The sequence below is a fragment of the Pseudomonas chaetocerotis genome, from assembly GCF_015712105.2.
Classification (GTDB): domain Bacteria; phylum Pseudomonadota; class Gammaproteobacteria; order Pseudomonadales; family Pseudomonadaceae; genus Aquipseudomonas; species Aquipseudomonas chaetocerotis.
Window position 1 is genome coordinate 22,543 of sequence record NZ_JACFYX020000009.1, and the last position, 14,279, is coordinate 36,821.

Below are 14,279 nucleotides of genomic sequence, written 5' to 3' on the forward strand. Positions count from 1 at the left end.
GGCGTGAATCGAGATGGAGACCAGTCACAGGACTCGTCAGCCGGGATATGGCCGAACATCGCTGTGCAGCGCCGGCAGTGGGCGCAGTCAGCGCAGGTCTTGCCAGCAGGCAGATCCATATCGTCACCAGTTCTCGGCAGCGGCTTGCGGTCATCCATTGGACGCCTCCCCGGCCGGCTCGCCGCGCATCTGGAAGCGCTCGGCGCCGCCCAGGAAGTCAGGGTGAGTGGCTCGGTGCTTGGTCACGAAGGTGCAGCCCAGGGCGAAGCGCTCGAACACGCGGGTTATCTCGGCCTTCGACCAGACTGCAAACGGGCGGGCGTTCAGTTCCTCGTGCTTGCTGCGCACCATGGCGAACGGCCTGGGGCTGTGTGGCATCTCGCGCACCACGGCGTCGATCACGCGGGGCGGCAGGCCGTACAGCTTGCCGATCCGCTGGCGAATAGCGGTGATGCTCTCCATGCCGTTGGGGATAGAGTCGAGCAATGGGTGGGCGCGATCCATGTCGCCCACGGTCTCGACCAGGGCCGCTACCTGCTGCTCGGTTTGCTGCTGGCGGCGCTCCAGTTCGACAGTGATCTGGACGTGTGCCAGCAACTGCTCGGCGGCAGTAAGTGAGCGCGGCGCCTCCAGTTCGCGCAGGCGGTCAATAACCTTGGCGCGCAGCGTGATGCTGTAGCCAGTGACCAGAATCTCAACTTCTCGGCGAGGCAGACGGAAGACGGGATACTCCTGCCCATTCTGCGGGTTGCGCTGGGTGTCCTGAAATTTCAGGACACCCCCCTCGGCGTACAGCTCGACCAGCATCTTGCGGATGTCGGCCATTACATTGTCGTGGCGCTTCCCGGTCAGCTCCGCAATCTCCAAGCTAGTCATGGTGGCGGACAGGTCGCCAGCTGCGATCAGTTCATTGGGCATTGGTCACCTCCGGCGACTTCGCGAACTGCTCCACGATAGAGAGGGTGTCTGCCTCGAACAGGCGCAAGGTGAACTGAAGTTCGGCGAGGCAAGCAAGAAGGCGCGCGAGTGACATACCCTCGCTCGCTCGAAGGTCGTCATCGAAGTGGATGAGCAGAGCATTGAGCGCGCCCAGGCCATCGCCGATGACGAACTGAAGTTCTGCGCACCCCTTTGCAGCCGCGCGCAGTTCTTCAATCGCTGGCGGCCGGTAACCGTGCCAGTGGTCATCGGCCAATTGCATTACCGATTGCCAGGGGTGAATCATCTTCGTGCTCATGCCGGCACCTCCAGCTCATTCAGCAGGTCATGGAAAGCGCGAAGGCCAAAGTGACTCAGCCGGCAGATCGCATGATGGATAGCGTCCTGTTGCTCAGCATCAAGACGTGGCGGCGGGTTGCAGCCCTCGTGCGCCCGGTCATCACGAATCGCCGCAGACAGCGCATAGATAGCGAGCAGGTCGGCCTCAACCTGATCCGCCAGCAACTTGCCTTCGGAAATGTGCTTACGCATCTGGCACCTCCTTGCCCTCAATCACCGAGCGCACCAGGGCTTGAGCGGTTTCGTTTGCGTAGAGGCTCAGGGCAGCCAAACGAGAGGACTGTTGGTCGCCCATCTGGACGAGTTCAAGAAGCGCGCCGTGGACGGCATCAAGAAGATCCATGGCCGCGTCCAGGGCAAGGCCTGGATCGAGGCCCGGCACGGTGGCCAGCACCAGCGTGTTGCCGAACTCTCCGGCGTCCAGGGGCGGGGTTGGGCGAAACTCGATTGCAGCGGTGCGCAAGGTCATGGCCGCGCCCTCCCACCGAACTGAACCAGGCCAGCAGTGCAGGCGTCGAGCATGGCCTTGGCCGTTTCGAGCTGGTTCTGAACAACGTAAAGGGTGTTCTGGCTCAGCCCTTCATCGCCCTCTGCCTGCTCACGCAGCAACTCGAGCGTCTCGGCGAGTCGGCAGGAACTGAGCTCCATGAGGTCCTCAACTGGCAGGCCTGACCGAACCGCTAGGGCATCTACTCCAGTTTTACTAAGCCCTTCAAAGGTACGTTCGCGTGAGGTAATCATTGGTCACCTCCTTGCAATGCTGCGAGCCCACGGCGGCAACTGGTTTGCAAAGCGGCGGCAGTTTCAACAAGCAGACGGATAGCTCCGACCTCCAGCCCCAGCAGGTCACCATCTCCATCGTCCTCAACGCGACGAAGCAGCATCCAAGTTCCATCAAGAATTCGGGATGCTTCCGCCATGGCCTGATCAAGCGGAACGCCTGGCACTGTGCTGAGGATGAAATGGCCGGATGGCATGCAACTGAACTGGCATGCAACAGTTTCAGCCTGTTGCACCACAGCGAGGGCAGTGCTATTTTTGGGTTGTGACATTTTCTCGTCCTCCTACAGACGAAGCAGTACATCCACTCGCGCCAACGAGTGGTTTGGAAGAAGCCCGCCGCCAAGCGGGCTTTTTTGTGCCTGGATGAAAAGGACAACCCCCATCATCCACACAAATTCAGAAACGCAAGCGCCGCTCAGGGAGGCCTGAGCAGAGCAACAGAGATAGATGAGCGCGTGTGCGTAACACGGGAATACAAAGGCGCAACCCCCTGCAAAATTTCGATTTCCACACTGCAATAGTGGGAAGCTAGGGGGGCTTTTTTCGGGGTTGCGTGGTCAGAAGAGTGAACATTTTTTCGGCAACTGCCGACGACCAGACCAAGGCCCAAAGTTTTCGCATGCAGAAACTCGAGAATCCGCGCATGCGCGGAAAAACCATGACCCGGCAAGCGAATCACTGGCCGCCTCCAGCACTGGACGAATTAACAGGTACGTTGAGCGCTGAACCATCAGGGCCGATGCAGCTAGGATGGCAATCAGTCACTGATTGACGGTAGGCGGAAAGAGAATCCTGCTTGAGAGCTTCTGCGGTAAAAGAAGCAGGCGAGCAAATGGACAGAGCGCCATGCTCTAGGCGCTCTGCATAGCAGGTTTCACCCGTGAACTCAGTCCGAGGAAGGCGTCCAGCTGCGATCCATTTATTGATCGCTCGCGGCGATACACCGCAAAGCCGAGCGGCCTCCACAACTCCGCCAACAGCGGTTATGGCTTTTCTAAGAGCGCTCATAAAACGTACCAACGAGGACTATTGGTACGCACTCTAAAAGGGACTGACAGGGCAGTCAAGCCAAGGCAGGATGAACTCATGGTACGCACAGACAAATTTCCGGAGCGACTCCGACAGGCAATGAACGCCGCAGGCTATGCCGGCCACGGCAGTGCTGCGCGCCTATCTCGTGCCCTGGGCGTGACTCCGAAAGCTGTAGCCAAGTGGCTCCAAGGAGACGCAAAGCCCACTCTCGAGCGAGCAGCCGACCTCGCAAACGCCCTGCAGGTAGATCCCGAGTGGTTGCTATGGGGGCAAGTTGCAGGGCACGAAAGCAAAGAAACGCTGAATGGGATCCCTGTCACCATCCGCACAAAGGAAACGATAATTAGACGGCCCCATGGCGATCTCATTACGCTTGGGGAGTTGGCCAACGAACGGGCGAAATCCCCCAAGGAACAAGTTGATCATCCTGACCTGATCCCCATCAGCCCGTGGGACGACAACACTCCGGTTGAGGATGACGAGGTTGAGGTTCCATTTTTAAGAGAAGTTGAGCTGTCCGCAGGGAGTGGGCGTTTAGTGGTTCAAGAAAGCACTAGAGCGAAGCTTCGCTTTGGGAAAATGACGCTACGCAGGCACAGCGTTCAGTTCGATCAGGCCGTATGCGTCCCTGTTCATGGGAATTCAATGGAGCCCGTCCTTCCAGACGGTAGCACTGTTGCAATCAACAAGGCCGCGACCCATGTGATCGATGGGAAAATGTATGCGCTTTCACACAGCGGGCAGCTGAGAGTTAAAAGTCTGTATCGCTTGCCTGGAGGCGGTATACGTATGCGGAGCTTCAATCGCGAGGAGCATCCGGATGAAGAGTATTCACCAGAACAGATGAAATCCCAGGAGATAGTCATCTTGGGTAAAGTTTTCTGGTCAGCGGCATTCCACTGAAAATTAAGCGGTCGTTGCACCGCTTTTTTTTAACCGCAAAACGTACCAATGGTTCTTGACACGATCGCCGCCGTGACTCAATCTGAGCACAAAGGAACCAATGGTACGCATACATGCACAAAGCAATCATTCTTGGTCAATGGAAGGGAGAGCTAGGCAAGGGTCTCGCAGAGCGCGAGCTAGCCTGCCTGCTAGCGGTAGCAGCCGGCCAAACTGACAAGGAAATAGCTCGAAGGGAGGGCCTTTCTCCGCGAACGATCAAAGGCGCAATTGAGCGGTGCATGTACAAGATTGGCGCCTTCAAGCGTGCCAGCCTAGTTGCGGAAGCACTGCGGCGCGGCATCATCGCCCCCGCCGCGTGCTTCCTGCTGGCACTGCTGGTCGGCCTGCAGCACCAGCAAACCACCTTCACCCGCCGCCCTGAAACGCCACGTCGCGTTGAGATGCGCGTAGCTGCTCGCCGCGATAGCGCGGCTTGGGCGGTGTGACCATGGCCTGGGATCGCAACGACCCGCTCAATGTCCTGGCGCTGCAGCTCGACGCGATGCTCCGTCCGGTTGCCGACTTCTGCAACGGCTACAACGGCCCGGCGCAACGTGCTTTCGCCAAGCACGTGCAGACCTTGGGCAAGCACGTCAACGAGCTCACCGTGGCCGATCTGCAGGCCGCAGCGGCCTTTGCTGACGCCGAGCTGGTCGACCTGCAACAGAAGGGGTTGATCTGATGCGCGCCTTCGCTCTCGCCGCTCTGCTCTACCTGCTCGCTGGCCTGCTGATAGGCCTGTGGCTCGGCCCCATTCTGCTCATGAGTGGGCGTCTCGAGCTGGCCGCTATCGCATGGGCCGCCCTCCCCGCCTGGCTGCTGGTCGGGCTGTTCTCTTACATCGCCTGGGCTGACAAGGCTGGGCGGAATCACCAGGCGGTTAGCGCCGCCCTCAACCGAGGCAATAACCAATGAAGCAACCCAGCCAAACAGTTCATCTGCATATCAATCTGCTGCCTCCGCCGTACAAGGGCGAGGTTTCGATTCGTCCGTACTCGCCGGCAGAGCCAGCGCAGGGCCATGAACAGGCCGATAGCTTCGGTGCAGAGGAGAGGGTGGCCGGCATCACGCCAGGTATCAGCTTGTCGAACGGTGTTCCTCTCGGCGCCACCGTGAAAGACAAGGTAACCGGCTTTGAGGGCATCGCCACCTCCCGCACGGTCTACCTGTTCGGATCGTCCCGCATCGGTGTTGAAGCGGCAGTCGGGCTCGATAGCTCCCCTCGCCACGAGTACATCGAAGAAGACCGCCTGCAGATCCTCGAAAACGGCGTCGGTAAGTAACCAAGGCACCTGCGCCTGCATGCGCAGGCGCTGACCACCGAACAGCGAGAAACGAACCTATGAGCATCCTTTTTTTCGTCGGCCTGCTGCTGATCAATCTGGTGATCAGCTGGTGGAATGCCAAAGTCTGCGGCACCTTCTGGTCGGAGTCGAAAGCCCTCGGAGGCTTTCCACGCCTGCTCATGTGGTGCGGCGCGATCCAGAGCGCCATCGGCTTCTCGATGGTCATCCTGTTCGGCCTGGTTTTCACGAGCCTCGGGCTTGGTTACCTGACACCGAAAGCGGCCGAGGCGGCTTTCTCGCTCTGGTACCTGGCCGCGATCCTTCCATGTATCGGTACCGGGATCGTCATCACCGTACATTCCTGGGCGGTGGCTTGGCGCGAGCGCAACTGGCAGAGCATGGGCGCCGCGGCGTGGAACACCTTCGCCACCGGCCACAACATCTACAGCGCGGCGAATGGTGGCGTCGCCTCGGCGTTCTCCAAGGTCGGCGACCTATTCAAGGGCAACGACAGCAAGGAGGGCGCCGCCGCCAAGCTGGTCATCCTGCTGGTTGTGGTAGCGATCCTGGGCGGCGTTCTGCTTACCACCTGGTTGATCGCCAAGTATGACCGCCTTTCCCTGATGGAAGCCCGCCAGAGCGGGGGGATGCCGGCATGACTGCGACAGCACACGTTCCCGCCCGCGAAGTGGCTGCAGAACATCAATCGGCTCAGGCCAACCCCTTTTCGAACCTTGGCGGTCGCCTGATCGCGCTTGGTGCCGCAATGCAGAAAGCGTCGAGCACGGTCAGCGAACTGCAGATGCTGGCCGAGGCCTGCGGCATCACTCTGCAGATCCGCGTAGTAGAGGATCCGCATCAATGATCAGCCTGAAGCGCTACGAACAGTGTGTTGCTATCGCCAACGACGAAAGCCGAGACCTGCGCGTCAGGTTATTGGCCCTGCGGATGGCAATGCGCGTTTGCTCGGCGCTCGGAACCATGAGGGGGCTAGAGATGGCCCAAGCCCGCAGGATGCTGCGAGGTCATCGGTTCACCAAGCACCGGTTGGCCACCCTGGAGAATGCGTACCGAGAGTTTCGCGACTTCCTGAAGGAAAGCCTGGAGCATAGCGGCCGATGGCTTATAGCAACCGGCCCAGCCCTAGAAGAGCTTGGCTTCTCGACCCTGTGCGACCTGCTCTCGGTAAACCCTGTGCATCGTGTCCAGATCAAGGGACAGATAGATGACCACGGCGACGCAGACACCCTTATTGGTTATCTGCTCTGGGATGGTGGCTGTTATGAAGACAGCGCCGAACATCTGAGCGGCCGGCGCAAACGCTGGAGCACTGGACCGCTCACCCGAGCGAAGACAGCGGCCTTTCACCGGGCGTTGCTCGATCACCCGCACATATTGAAACAAGCCTTCGCCCCGGGCGGCCCGTTCTACGGTGTGCCGTCCTACACCATACAGCCGGACGGCAGTATGAAGAGAAACGCGCCAGCCTTGGTCGTGCATAGCCGCGACGGCGGACAGCGCATCGTTGAGCGAAGCGGGAGGTAGCCATGACCCTTGCACAGTCGAAACTTATCAACGCGCTGCTTTCAGTGGCGGTTCTGATCTTCTTCATCATGGCCATGGTTGCCCTGAACCAGCGCGATGACGCCAGGGCGGCATTCGAGAGCGCAGCAGATAGTGCGGCAAGCCTGGTGGTGGTCGTTATCCTCGCGCCACAAAACGCAGACGGCGAAAACGTGGCGCGCGATCAGGTGCAGCGGGGTCTTTCGCTATGACCAAGCGAACCCGGCTGCATTCAGTAGACCGCTACCCGGCGAACGAAGCTGGTGGGCGCGACTTCGCCGTGGGCGACATCCATGGACACTTCTCGAGGCTTCAGCAGGCGCTGAACGCGGCCGACTTCAACCCTGAGCGCGACCGCCTGTTCTCGGTAGGCGATCTGGTCGACCGCGGGCCTGAGTCTGCCCAGGTGCTGGAGTGGCTGCAGCGGCCATGGTTCCACGCAGTACAGGGCAACCACGAGGAAATCGGGGTGCGGTACGTGCGCGAGCGCAGCATTAGCGCCGGGCACTACACCGTGCTTGGCGGCGCCTGGCTGATGGATCTGCCCGCTATCGACCAGATGAACATCGCCGACGCCCTGGCAGGCCTACCGATCGCCATCGAGGTGGAAACACCTGGCGGCCTGGTGGCCATCGTGCACGCCGATTGCCCGATGCCGACCTGGGGGCTGTTCATCCAGTTCCTCGAGCACTCCGATGTCAATCATCGCGAGATGAAAGACCTGAGCCAATGGTCACGCCGCAGGCTCGAGCAGGCCGACGCCTCTGGAGTTCCTGATCTGCGCGCCCTGGTTGTCGGGCATACCCCGCTACGAGAGCCGGCAGTGCTGGGCAACGTCTACCACATCGACACGGGCGCATGGCTCAAGGACGGCAGCGGGCGCTTCACCCTGCTCGACCTGCAGACGCTGGAGACCATTCCCCCCATGCGCGGGAGGCTTCAATGGAGCGACTGATCCGGGTCGCGCAGCGTGAGCTTATTGATAGGAGCGGAGCAGTCTCTACGGACGAAATGAACACCGAAATTCACAAATCAAGGCCACGGTAAGCCGAGCGAGCAACGAGGACAGAAAATGAACATCGCACACATTCCTGATGACGTAGAGTTCATCAAGATCGCGGAAGTGCGCAGGATGACAGGCCTGAGCACCAGCACAATCTACGAGCGTATCTTGGCAAAGCAGTTTCCCGCACAGGTAAAACTGGGACCACGATCCGTAGCCTGGGTTAAATCAGAGGTTCAGGCATGGGCGCGAGAGCGAGTGAAGGCAGCGCGATCTCCCGACAATCAGGGCGATAGCAAACCGTCCAAGTAGTCTGCCCAGTCCTGCATCATTGCACGCCTCTGCTCCACGAACTCAGCGTGGTTGTACGAGTCGCCAATGTGTGAAAGCTGAGCATCGATCCACTTCTCCTCGTACCCCATCTCGTTCAAGGCCGTAGAGATCGTGGCACGCAACCCGTGCCCGGTGAGCCGGCCCTTGTATCCCATTCGTGAGATGGCTGAGTTAACGGTGCCATCGCTTATCGGCTTGCGCGGGTCGTTACGACCCGCGATAAGCAGGCGATAGCCACCAGTCAGCTTGTGCACTCTCTTCGCTTCCTCCACCGCCTGCCGCGACAACGGCACCAGATACGGCGGAATCTCCCCGCTCTTCGTTCTCACCCTCTTCTGCAACTGCTTCACGATCCCCGGCGGGATCGACCATAGCTGCGCGTCATAGTCAAAATGGTCAGCCTCAGCCGTGCGCAACTCAATGCCTCGCACACCGGTCAGCAACAGCAGACGAATCGCACTGCGCACGTATTCGGCCATCTTGAAGTCGCGCAACAGCGACAGGAACTCGGGTAGTTCCTCGCGCCTCAGGAACGGGTTGTGCTGCACAGGTGGCTCCGGCATGGCCACGATATCCAGATCCGAAGCCGGGTTTGTGTCGATCAGCCCTTCGGCCATGGCAAACCTGAATACCTCGTTCAGCCATGACCGGCACTTTCGGGCAGAGTTGAGCGCTCCGCGCCGCTCAACGCGCCTCAAAGCACGCAGCACGTCGGCGCGGGTGACCTCGCCTACAGGTATGCGCCCAAGCTCAGGGATCAGGTCTTTATCGAGATAGAAACGTGCCTGTGCCGCGGCTCCTTTACGGGCAGCCGACCACCTGGGCAGCTTGAACGAATACCAGCGCTCGGCCACCGCCTCGAAGGTGTTCTCCTGATGCACTGCCGCCTCGGCCTTTGCCCTGCGCCGCTCTGATCGAGGGTCAATACCCTTGGCCACCAGGGTGTTCGCCTCATCGCGGCGTGCGCGAGCGTCACGTAGCCCGATGGCTGGATAGGTGCCAATCGAGATGCGCGGCTGCTTGCCGTGCCAGGTGAACCGGTAGTGCCACGATTTGGTGCCGTTCGGCGCTACGTACAGGAACAGGCCATCGCTGTCCTTGAGGGTATATGGCTTGTCTTGCGGCTTGGCCTGCCTGACTGCCGTGTCTGTGAGGGGCATTTAGTACATTACCTGTGCAATCGAATCTACGATGTGCTGCGGAATGTACTAAAAATTTACGCAACGCACTGGAAGAAATAGCAAGGTATCGGAAAAAAGAAAACCGCCAGGCGGCGGTTTTATTGGGCATGCCGGCAGTTCGTGGAACTGCTCGGAAGGTATGATGGTGCCGGAGATAGGAATCGAACCTACGACCTTCGCGTTACGAGTGCGCTGCTCTACCGACTGAGCTACACCGGCGGGGAGACGACGGCATTATGCGAGTTGCCACGCTCGTGCTCAAGTCGCTGTGACGTCAGCTGTCGAGCAGTTCGATGCGGTCGTCGTGAATGCGGATCAGGCCCTGTTTGTAGAGGCCGCCGATGGCCTTCTTGAAGTTGCCCTTGCTGACCCGGAAATGCTCGGAGATCAGCTCTGGCGGGCTCTTGTCACCCAGCGCCAGCACACCGCCCTGCGCACGCAGCCGTTCGATGATCTGCTCGGCCAGGCCACTGGCGGCTTCGTGACCGATGGGCTGCAGGCTCAGGCTGATCTTGCCGTCGGCACGCAGCTCCTTGATGTAGCCCTTCTCGCGCATGCCGCTGCGGATGAACTTGAACAGCTCGTTCTTGTGGATCAGGCCCCAATGCTTGCCGTCGATGATGGCCTTGAAACCGAGATCGGTACGCTCGACTACCAGCAGGTCGACTTCCTGGCCGACCTGGTAATTGGCCGGCACCTTGTCCAGGTGGCGGTCCAGGCGTGCGGTGGCGGTAAGGCGGCGGGTGCGCTTGTCCAGGTAGAGGTAGATCACGCAGTAGTCGCCGATCTGCAGCGGACGCTTCTCTTCGGAATGCGGCAGCAGCAGGTCCTTGGGCAGGCCCCAGTCGAAGAACAGGCCGACGCGGTTGATATCCACCACCTTGAGGCTGGCGAACTCACCGAGCTGGATCTTCGGTTTCAGGGTGGTGGCGATCAGCTTGTCTTCGCTGTCGAGGTAGAGGAACACGTTGAGCCAGTCATCGACTTCGCTCGGTGTGTCCTTGGGGATGTAGCGCTTGGGCAGGAGGATTTCACCATCCGCACCACCGTCCAGGTACAGACCGAAGTCGGTGTGCTTGACCACCTGCAAAGAATTCATCCGCCCAATCAAGGCCATCGCGTTTCACCTCACCAAAACAGCCGGCCATTCTACCCGAGTTGACGCGCAACCGGGCTGGCCGCATGGCAAAACGACGGCCGGTCGAATGGTGGCATAAGTGCCTGGGAAACAAGCCATAAGTTGCTGCGAAAAGTGGGTGAGAGGCAGCGTTATGCTATTCATCACGGCGATTAACCAAGCAGGAATGGGCTGCTTCAGGCATAATGGCCGGCCGCCCATCTGAAAGAGATCAAGGTCATGGCCACCCTGCGCGTGAAGTCCTCCTCCAGCAAAGTCAGCAAACCCGCCCCTGCCGTGGAAACCCGCGAGTCCATCGAGGCGCAGATTGCTGCCTTCCTGCAGGGCGGTGGCGAGATCCAGCAGATCGCCAAGGGCGTCAGCGGCCAGACTTACGGCGGCACGCGCCAGATCACCATCAGCAAGAAGTGATCGCCTCGGGTGCGCATCGCGCACCCAGCCCCTTCCCAGCGTTACTCGCTCGCCAGCCCCAGGCGCAGCAACTGCCCTTTCGGCGCATCCGTCAGCACATAGATATAGCCGTCCGGTCCTTGCCGTACGTCGCGTACCCGTGCGTTCAGTGACTCCAGCAGACGTTCCTCATGCACGATCGTGTCGCCATCGAGCTGCAGGCGAATCAGCGCCTGGCCGGAAAGCGCGCCGATGAACAGGTTGTGCTGCCACATCGGGAAACGCTCGGCATCGTAGAAGGCCATGCCGCTGATCGCCGGTGATTTTTCCCAGACGTGATGCGGCGGCTCGGTGCCTTCCAGCGTTTCACCCTTGGCCTCGGGAATCGCCAGCATCGAATAGTTCACCCCGTGCGTCGCCAGCGGCCAGCCATAGTTCTTGCCCGCTTCAGGCACGTTGATTTCGTCGCCGCCACGCGGGCCATGCTCGTGGGTCCACAGGCGGCCACTCCAGGGATTGAGCGCTGCGCCCTGCTGGTTGCGGTGGCCATAAGACCAGATTTCCTCACGCGCGCCGTCACGGCTGACGAAGGGGTTGTCCTCGGGTATGCGCCCGTCCGGGAAGATGCGCACCAGTTTGCCCTGCAGCTTGTCGAGATCCTGCGCGGTGGGGCGATTGTTGTTGTCGCCCAGGGCGATGAACAGATGGCCATCGCGGTCGAACACCAGCCGCGAGCCAAAGTGCGTGCCGCTGGACAGCTTCGGTTGCTGGCGGAAGATCACCTCGAAGCCTTCCAACGCCGTGGCATCGGCCGACAGCTTGCCACGCCCGACAGCCGTACCCGCAGCCCCGTCGCCTTCCTCGGCGTAGGACAGATAGACCAGGCGGTCCTCGGCGAAATCAGGTGACAGCACCACATCGAGCAAGCCGCCCTGGCCGACGGCGAAGACCCTGGGCACGCCGCGAAGCGGCTCGGACACGTCCCCCTCAGCGCTTACCCGGCGCAAGGCACCTGGCCGCTCGCTGACCAGATAACCCTGGCCATCGGGCAGAAAGGCGACCGCCCAGGGGTTGGCCAGACCTTCGGCGACGGTGTGAACGTTCAACGGCCCCAGTTCGGAGCTCAGTTGCCGGTCTTCGGCGAAGCTGTGCTGATAACCGAACAGTGCGAGCAAACCGAGGGCTGCGAGGGGTTTCAGGCGCGGCATCGTGGCGTCTCCATGCGTCAGACAGGCGGCCATAGTGCAACAGCCCCTGAGCCGTGGCAGCCCCACAAAAGTTTCCTCAGGTTTCAATCCGTCAGGTAGCGCTGCTCGATACGCTGGTATTCGCCGGACTCTCTGAGCATGCGCAACCCCTCATCGAAGCGCCGACGCTGTTCATCACGGCGAAAGCCGACACGGTATGGCGTCGGTGGGAAAATATCGAACCAGGCCAGTGGCTGGGTCACATCGACCTGATCGTCCACCTCGCGATCGAGGTAGCGAATGATGCGCCGGTCGCCCACCACCACATCGGTGCGGCCGCTATAGAGCAGGCGATTGCGATTGATCTGCAGCGCCTCCTCACGGTAGCGCGGATTGTTCATGGCCATGCGCTCGAACTCCGGCCCCATCAGCAGTCGCGCACGCTGAAAGGCGCTGACCGCGTACTGGCCGAGGTCGGCGATCTGCTCGATCTGATAACCGCGCTTGGCCAGCGCCACCGCCACGTTCTGGTAATGGATGTAGACGTCCGAATAGAAGGCCTGCACGCCACTGCGCTCGTGAGTGGTGGCAATGGCGTCGATCTCGCCGCGGCGCAGCATCAGGTGCAGGCGCTCCATCGGCGCGTAATAGGCGGTCACGTCGAAGCCGGCGTTGTGCGCGGCGCGCTCCACCAGTTCATATTCCAGGCCGCGCGGCTCACCTTCATAGACATAAGGCGGCTTGTGCGTGCCAAAGCCGACATGCAGCAACTCGGCCGCAACCGTCGGGCTCAGGCATGCCAGCATCACTCCCAGCCACCATCTGAGCATCTTCTACCCCACTATCGGTCCCGCCAGAGCATAGACGCCTGGCCGCCTTCATAACCAGAGTGGATGCCAGCCGATTCATTCCACTTTGCCCTATCGCAGCTAGACTGGCTGCACGCATTTTGCGCCTGCCTTCAGGAGACCAAGACCATGCTCAAAGCCCAATACCAACAACGCGGCCCGGTGCCGCAGGACGTGATCAGCGCCGTGCCACTGCAGTTGCCGGAGCCCACGGCCGGGCAAGTGCGGGTCAAGGTACTGGCTGCACCGATCAACCCGTCCGATGTACTGACCCTGACCGGCGCTTACGGCATGCTGCCGCCGCTGCCAGCCGTGGGCGGCAACGAAGGCGTGGGCAAGGTCGAGGCGCTCGGTGAGGGCGTCAGTAACTTCAAGGTCGGCCAGACCGTGCTGCTGCCGGTCGGCTGCGGTACATGGGTCACGGCGCTGAATGCTCCGGCGGAAAAACTCATCCCGCTACCGGATGCCGACCCGCTGCAACTGGCCATGCTGACCGTCAACCCACCCACTGCCTCGCTGCTGCTCAGCGAGTTCGTCGATCTCAAGCCGGGCGACTGGGTGATCCAGAACGCCGCCAACTCGGGCGTCGGCAGCTACCTGATCCAACTGGCCAAGCTGCGCGGCTTCAAGACCATCAACGTGGTACGCCGTGATTCAGCCATTGCCGGCGTCGAGGCCGAAGGCGGTGATCTGGTACTGGTGGACGGCCCGGACCTGGCCAAGCGTGTGCGTGCAGCCACTGGCGGCGCCGAGGTGCGCCTGGGTATCGACGCAGTCGGCGGCGTCAGCACCGACAATCTCGCAGCGGTCCTGGCCAACGGCGGCGTGCTGGTGAACTACGGCATGATGAGCGGCCAGGCTTGCCAGGTTTCGCCAGCCTCCTTCGTGTTCCGTGACGTGACCCTGCGCGGCTTCTGGCTAGCCAAGTGGTTCCAGAACGCCAGCCCGGCGCAGCAGATGAAGGTGTTCGGCGAGCTGGTGCAACTGATCGCCAGCGGCAAACTGAAGACCCGCGTCGCCGCCACCTATGACCTGGAGCACATCAAGGACGCTGTGGCGGCAGCCGCCAGCGGCGAGCGAGACGGCAAGATTCTGCTGGTGCCCTGAGGCTTACAGCGATTGGTGCGCACGGCGCACCCTCCCCTCCGAAATACGCCAAGCGCCCCTGCCCCCAAGGGGGCGCCATCTCTGCCGCTCACTAGCGGCGTCCTGCCTGCGGCGAGTACGCCCTACGCGGGCAGTGCTACTGCCATTCGCGTGCCTGATGCGCAGCATGAGGCGTATCGGCCAAAGCAGCTCATATCTGTGAGGA

The 14,279-nt window shown here is 61.0% G+C and carries 23 protein-coding genes, 1 tRNA gene and 1 pseudogene; 14 read left to right on the forward strand and 11 right to left on the reverse strand.

All coding sequences use genetic code 11. From position 1 onward, the window contains the following. Nucleotides 1-150 precede the first annotated feature (150 nt). The 6 genes from H3221_RS16525 to H3221_RS16550 form a co-directional block, all read right to left on the reverse strand. Nucleotides 151-918, reverse strand: coding sequence for a Rha family transcriptional regulator (locus H3221_RS16525; RefSeq protein ID WP_196476460.1), 768 nt, complete (start codon nucleotides 916-918; stop codon nucleotides 151-153). Next, nucleotides 908-1,237, reverse strand: coding sequence for a hypothetical protein (locus H3221_RS16530; RefSeq protein ID WP_196476461.1), 330 nt, complete (start codon nucleotides 1,235-1,237; stop codon nucleotides 908-910). Before H3221_RS16530 ends, H3221_RS16525 begins: the two co-directional genes overlap by 11 nt. Further along, complete coding sequence (locus tag H3221_RS16535) at nucleotides 1,234-1,470, reverse strand: hypothetical protein (protein WP_196476462.1); 237 nt, start codon at nucleotides 1,468-1,470, stop codon at nucleotides 1,234-1,236. Before H3221_RS16535 ends, H3221_RS16530 begins: the two co-directional genes overlap by 4 nt. Beyond that, complete coding sequence (locus tag H3221_RS16540; RefSeq protein ID WP_196476463.1) at nucleotides 1,463-1,747, reverse strand: hypothetical protein; 285 nt, start codon at nucleotides 1,745-1,747, stop codon at nucleotides 1,463-1,465. The genes H3221_RS16535 and H3221_RS16540 overlap by 8 nt, the downstream gene beginning before the upstream one ends. Beyond that, nucleotides 1,744-1,926, reverse strand: a complete 183-nt coding sequence (locus H3221_RS16545; RefSeq protein ID WP_196476464.1) for a hypothetical protein — start codon at nucleotides 1,924-1,926, stop codon at nucleotides 1,744-1,746. The genes H3221_RS16540 and H3221_RS16545 overlap by 4 nt, the downstream gene beginning before the upstream one ends. A gap of 89 nt (nucleotides 1,927-2,015) precedes the next feature. Continuing rightward, the gene (locus tag H3221_RS16550; RefSeq protein ID WP_196476465.1) at nucleotides 2,016-2,330 is read right to left on the reverse strand and encodes a hypothetical protein; all 315 of its coding nucleotides are present in this window, start codon (nucleotides 2,328-2,330) and stop codon (nucleotides 2,016-2,018) included. Nucleotides 2,331-3,147: 817 nt separating this feature from the next. Here H3221_RS16550 and H3221_RS16555 point away from each other — a divergent pair. The 12 genes and pseudogenes from H3221_RS16555 (at nucleotide 3,148) to H3221_RS16605 (ending at nucleotide 8,202) form a co-directional block, all read left to right on the forward strand. Continuing rightward, nucleotides 3,148-3,996: an XRE family transcriptional regulator gene (locus tag H3221_RS16555; protein ID WP_224490654.1), complete on the forward strand. Its 849-nt coding sequence runs from the start codon at nucleotides 3,148-3,150 to the stop codon at nucleotides 3,994-3,996. 113 nt (nucleotides 3,997-4,109) lie between these two features. Further along, nucleotides 4,110-4,259 (forward strand): annotated as a pseudogene (locus H3221_RS25875) (LuxR C-terminal-related transcriptional regulator); the annotation flags it as partial. Between the two features lie 18 nt (nucleotides 4,260-4,277). Continuing rightward, the gene (locus H3221_RS25880) at nucleotides 4,278-4,484 is read left to right on the forward strand and encodes a hypothetical protein (protein ID WP_397428083.1); all 207 of its coding nucleotides are present in this window, start codon (nucleotides 4,278-4,280) and stop codon (nucleotides 4,482-4,484) included. Nucleotides 4,485-4,486: 2 nt separating this feature from the next. Beyond that, nucleotides 4,487-4,720, forward strand: a complete 234-nt coding sequence (locus H3221_RS16565) for a hypothetical protein (protein WP_196476467.1) — start codon at nucleotides 4,487-4,489, stop codon at nucleotides 4,718-4,720. Further along, nucleotides 4,720-4,953 (forward strand): hypothetical protein, encoded by a 234-nt coding sequence (locus H3221_RS16570; RefSeq protein ID WP_196476468.1) that lies wholly within the window; start codon nucleotides 4,720-4,722, stop codon nucleotides 4,951-4,953. The genes H3221_RS16565 and H3221_RS16570 overlap by 1 nt, the downstream gene beginning before the upstream one ends. Next, on the forward strand, nucleotides 4,950-5,321 hold the full coding sequence (locus tag H3221_RS16575) for a hypothetical protein (protein ID WP_196476469.1): 372 nt from the start codon (nucleotides 4,950-4,952) through the stop codon (nucleotides 5,319-5,321). Before H3221_RS16570 ends, H3221_RS16575 begins: the two co-directional genes overlap by 4 nt. A gap of 59 nt (nucleotides 5,322-5,380) precedes the next feature. Beyond that, nucleotides 5,381-5,983 (forward strand): hypothetical protein, encoded by a 603-nt coding sequence (locus tag H3221_RS16580; protein WP_196476470.1) that lies wholly within the window; start codon nucleotides 5,381-5,383, stop codon nucleotides 5,981-5,983. Further along, the gene (locus tag H3221_RS16585; RefSeq protein WP_196476471.1) at nucleotides 5,980-6,189 is read left to right on the forward strand and encodes a hypothetical protein; all 210 of its coding nucleotides are present in this window, start codon (nucleotides 5,980-5,982) and stop codon (nucleotides 6,187-6,189) included. Before H3221_RS16580 ends, H3221_RS16585 begins: the two co-directional genes overlap by 4 nt. Then, nucleotides 6,186-6,869: a hypothetical protein gene (locus H3221_RS16590; RefSeq protein WP_196476472.1), complete on the forward strand. Its 684-nt coding sequence runs from the start codon at nucleotides 6,186-6,188 to the stop codon at nucleotides 6,867-6,869. The genes H3221_RS16585 and H3221_RS16590 overlap by 4 nt, the downstream gene beginning before the upstream one ends. Nucleotides 6,870-6,871: 2 nt before the next feature. Continuing rightward, nucleotides 6,872-7,099 (forward strand): hypothetical protein, encoded by a 228-nt coding sequence (locus tag H3221_RS16595; protein ID WP_196476473.1) that lies wholly within the window; start codon nucleotides 6,872-6,874, stop codon nucleotides 7,097-7,099. Then, nucleotides 7,096-7,842: a metallophosphoesterase gene (locus tag H3221_RS16600; protein ID WP_196476474.1), complete on the forward strand. Its 747-nt coding sequence runs from the start codon at nucleotides 7,096-7,098 to the stop codon at nucleotides 7,840-7,842. The genes H3221_RS16595 and H3221_RS16600 overlap by 4 nt, the downstream gene beginning before the upstream one ends. A 117-nt stretch (nucleotides 7,843-7,959) precedes the next feature. Next, the gene (locus tag H3221_RS16605; protein ID WP_080756986.1) at nucleotides 7,960-8,202 is read left to right on the forward strand and encodes a helix-turn-helix transcriptional regulator; all 243 of its coding nucleotides are present in this window, start codon (nucleotides 7,960-7,962) and stop codon (nucleotides 8,200-8,202) included. Here H3221_RS16605 and H3221_RS16610 read toward each other — a convergent pair. The 3 genes from H3221_RS16610 to H3221_RS16620 form a co-directional block, all read right to left on the reverse strand. Next, complete coding sequence (locus H3221_RS16610; protein WP_196476475.1) at nucleotides 8,175-9,383, reverse strand: tyrosine-type recombinase/integrase; 1,209 nt, start codon at nucleotides 9,381-9,383, stop codon at nucleotides 8,175-8,177. The two genes, H3221_RS16605 and H3221_RS16610, sit on opposite strands and share 28 nt — an antisense overlap. Nucleotides 9,384-9,547: 164 nt before the next feature. Further along, nucleotides 9,548-9,623 (reverse strand) — tRNA-Thr (locus H3221_RS16615). Nucleotides 9,624-9,678: 55 nt separating this feature from the next. Beyond that, complete coding sequence (locus tag H3221_RS16620) at nucleotides 9,679-10,521, reverse strand: CvfB family protein (RefSeq protein ID WP_003462310.1); 843 nt, start codon at nucleotides 10,519-10,521, stop codon at nucleotides 9,679-9,681. 240 nt (nucleotides 10,522-10,761) lie between these two features. On the opposite strand from H3221_RS16620, the gene H3221_RS16625 reads away from it, so the two are divergent. Then, complete coding sequence (locus H3221_RS16625) at nucleotides 10,762-10,953, forward strand: hypothetical protein (protein WP_003462311.1); 192 nt, start codon at nucleotides 10,762-10,764, stop codon at nucleotides 10,951-10,953. A 41-nt stretch (nucleotides 10,954-10,994) separates the two neighbouring features. On the opposite strand, the gene H3221_RS16630 is transcribed toward H3221_RS16625, so the two are convergent. Beyond that, nucleotides 10,995-12,140, reverse strand: a complete 1,146-nt coding sequence (locus H3221_RS16630) for a PQQ-dependent sugar dehydrogenase (protein WP_196476476.1) — start codon at nucleotides 12,138-12,140, stop codon at nucleotides 10,995-10,997. Between the two features lie 83 nt (nucleotides 12,141-12,223). After that, on the reverse strand, nucleotides 12,224-12,925 hold the full coding sequence (locus H3221_RS16635; RefSeq protein ID WP_196476524.1) for a substrate-binding periplasmic protein: 702 nt from the start codon (nucleotides 12,923-12,925) through the stop codon (nucleotides 12,224-12,226). A gap of 171 nt (nucleotides 12,926-13,096) precedes the next feature. Here H3221_RS16635 and H3221_RS16640 point away from each other — a divergent pair, with 171 nt between their 5' ends. Then, nucleotides 13,097-14,074 (forward strand): zinc-dependent alcohol dehydrogenase family protein, encoded by a 978-nt coding sequence (locus H3221_RS16640; RefSeq protein ID WP_196476477.1) that lies wholly within the window; start codon nucleotides 13,097-13,099, stop codon nucleotides 14,072-14,074. Nucleotides 14,075-14,279: the final 205 nt, after the last annotated feature.

Bases quoted from the DNA above. Each gene is read 5' to 3' on its own strand.
- H3221_RS16595 (WP_196476473.1), top strand. From the start codon at position 6,872: ATGACCCTTGCACAGTCGAAACTTATCAACGCGCTGCTTTCAGTGGCG.
- H3221_RS16575 (WP_196476469.1), top strand. From the start codon at position 4,950: ATGAAGCAACCCAGCCAAACAGTTCATCTGCATATCAATCTGCTGCCT.
- H3221_RS16535 (WP_196476462.1), bottom strand. From the start codon at position 1,470: ATGCGTAAGCACATTTCCGAAGGCAAGTTGCTGGCGGATCAGGTTGAG.
- H3221_RS16585 (WP_196476471.1), top strand. From the start codon at position 5,980: ATGACTGCGACAGCACACGTTCCCGCCCGCGAAGTGGCTGCAGAACAT.
- H3221_RS16545 (WP_196476464.1), bottom strand. From the start codon at position 1,926: ATGGAGCTCAGTTCCTGCCGACTCGCCGAGACGCTCGAGTTGCTGCGT.
- H3221_RS16605 (WP_080756986.1), top strand. From the start codon at position 7,960: ATGAACATCGCACACATTCCTGATGACGTAGAGTTCATCAAGATCGCG.
- H3221_RS16570 (WP_196476468.1), top strand. From the start codon at position 4,720: ATGCGCGCCTTCGCTCTCGCCGCTCTGCTCTACCTGCTCGCTGGCCTG.
- H3221_RS16620 (WP_003462310.1), bottom strand. From the start codon at position 10,521: ATGGCCTTGATTGGGCGGATGAATTCTTTGCAGGTGGTCAAGCACACC.
- H3221_RS16610 (WP_196476475.1), bottom strand. From the start codon at position 9,383: ATGCCCCTCACAGACACGGCAGTCAGGCAGGCCAAGCCGCAAGACAAG.
- H3221_RS16625 (WP_003462311.1), top strand. From the start codon at position 10,762: ATGGCCACCCTGCGCGTGAAGTCCTCCTCCAGCAAAGTCAGCAAACCC.
- H3221_RS16530 (WP_196476461.1), bottom strand. From the start codon at position 1,237: ATGAGCACGAAGATGATTCACCCCTGGCAATCGGTAATGCAATTGGCC.
- H3221_RS16630 (WP_196476476.1), bottom strand. From the start codon at position 12,140: ATGCCGCGCCTGAAACCCCTCGCAGCCCTCGGTTTGCTCGCACTGTTC.
- H3221_RS16540 (WP_196476463.1), bottom strand. From the start codon at position 1,747: ATGACCTTGCGCACCGCTGCAATCGAGTTTCGCCCAACCCCGCCCCTG.
- H3221_RS16590 (WP_196476472.1), top strand. From the start codon at position 6,186: ATGATCAGCCTGAAGCGCTACGAACAGTGTGTTGCTATCGCCAACGAC.
- H3221_RS16640 (WP_196476477.1), top strand. From the start codon at position 13,097: ATGCTCAAAGCCCAATACCAACAACGCGGCCCGGTGCCGCAGGACGTG.
- H3221_RS16555 (WP_224490654.1), top strand. From the start codon at position 3,148: ATGGTACGCACAGACAAATTTCCGGAGCGACTCCGACAGGCAATGAAC.
- H3221_RS25880 (WP_397428083.1), top strand. From the start codon at position 4,278: ATGTACAAGATTGGCGCCTTCAAGCGTGCCAGCCTAGTTGCGGAAGCA.
- H3221_RS16600 (WP_196476474.1), top strand. From the start codon at position 7,096: ATGACCAAGCGAACCCGGCTGCATTCAGTAGACCGCTACCCGGCGAAC.
- H3221_RS16525 (WP_196476460.1), bottom strand. From the start codon at position 918: ATGCCCAATGAACTGATCGCAGCTGGCGACCTGTCCGCCACCATGACT.
- H3221_RS16580 (WP_196476470.1), top strand. From the start codon at position 5,381: ATGAGCATCCTTTTTTTCGTCGGCCTGCTGCTGATCAATCTGGTGATC.
- H3221_RS16550 (WP_196476465.1), bottom strand. From the start codon at position 2,330: ATGTCACAACCCAAAAATAGCACTGCCCTCGCTGTGGTGCAACAGGCT.
- H3221_RS16635 (WP_196476524.1), bottom strand. From the start codon at position 12,925: ATGCTGGCATGCCTGAGCCCGACGGTTGCGGCCGAGTTGCTGCATGTC.
- H3221_RS16565 (WP_196476467.1), top strand. From the start codon at position 4,487: ATGGCCTGGGATCGCAACGACCCGCTCAATGTCCTGGCGCTGCAGCTC.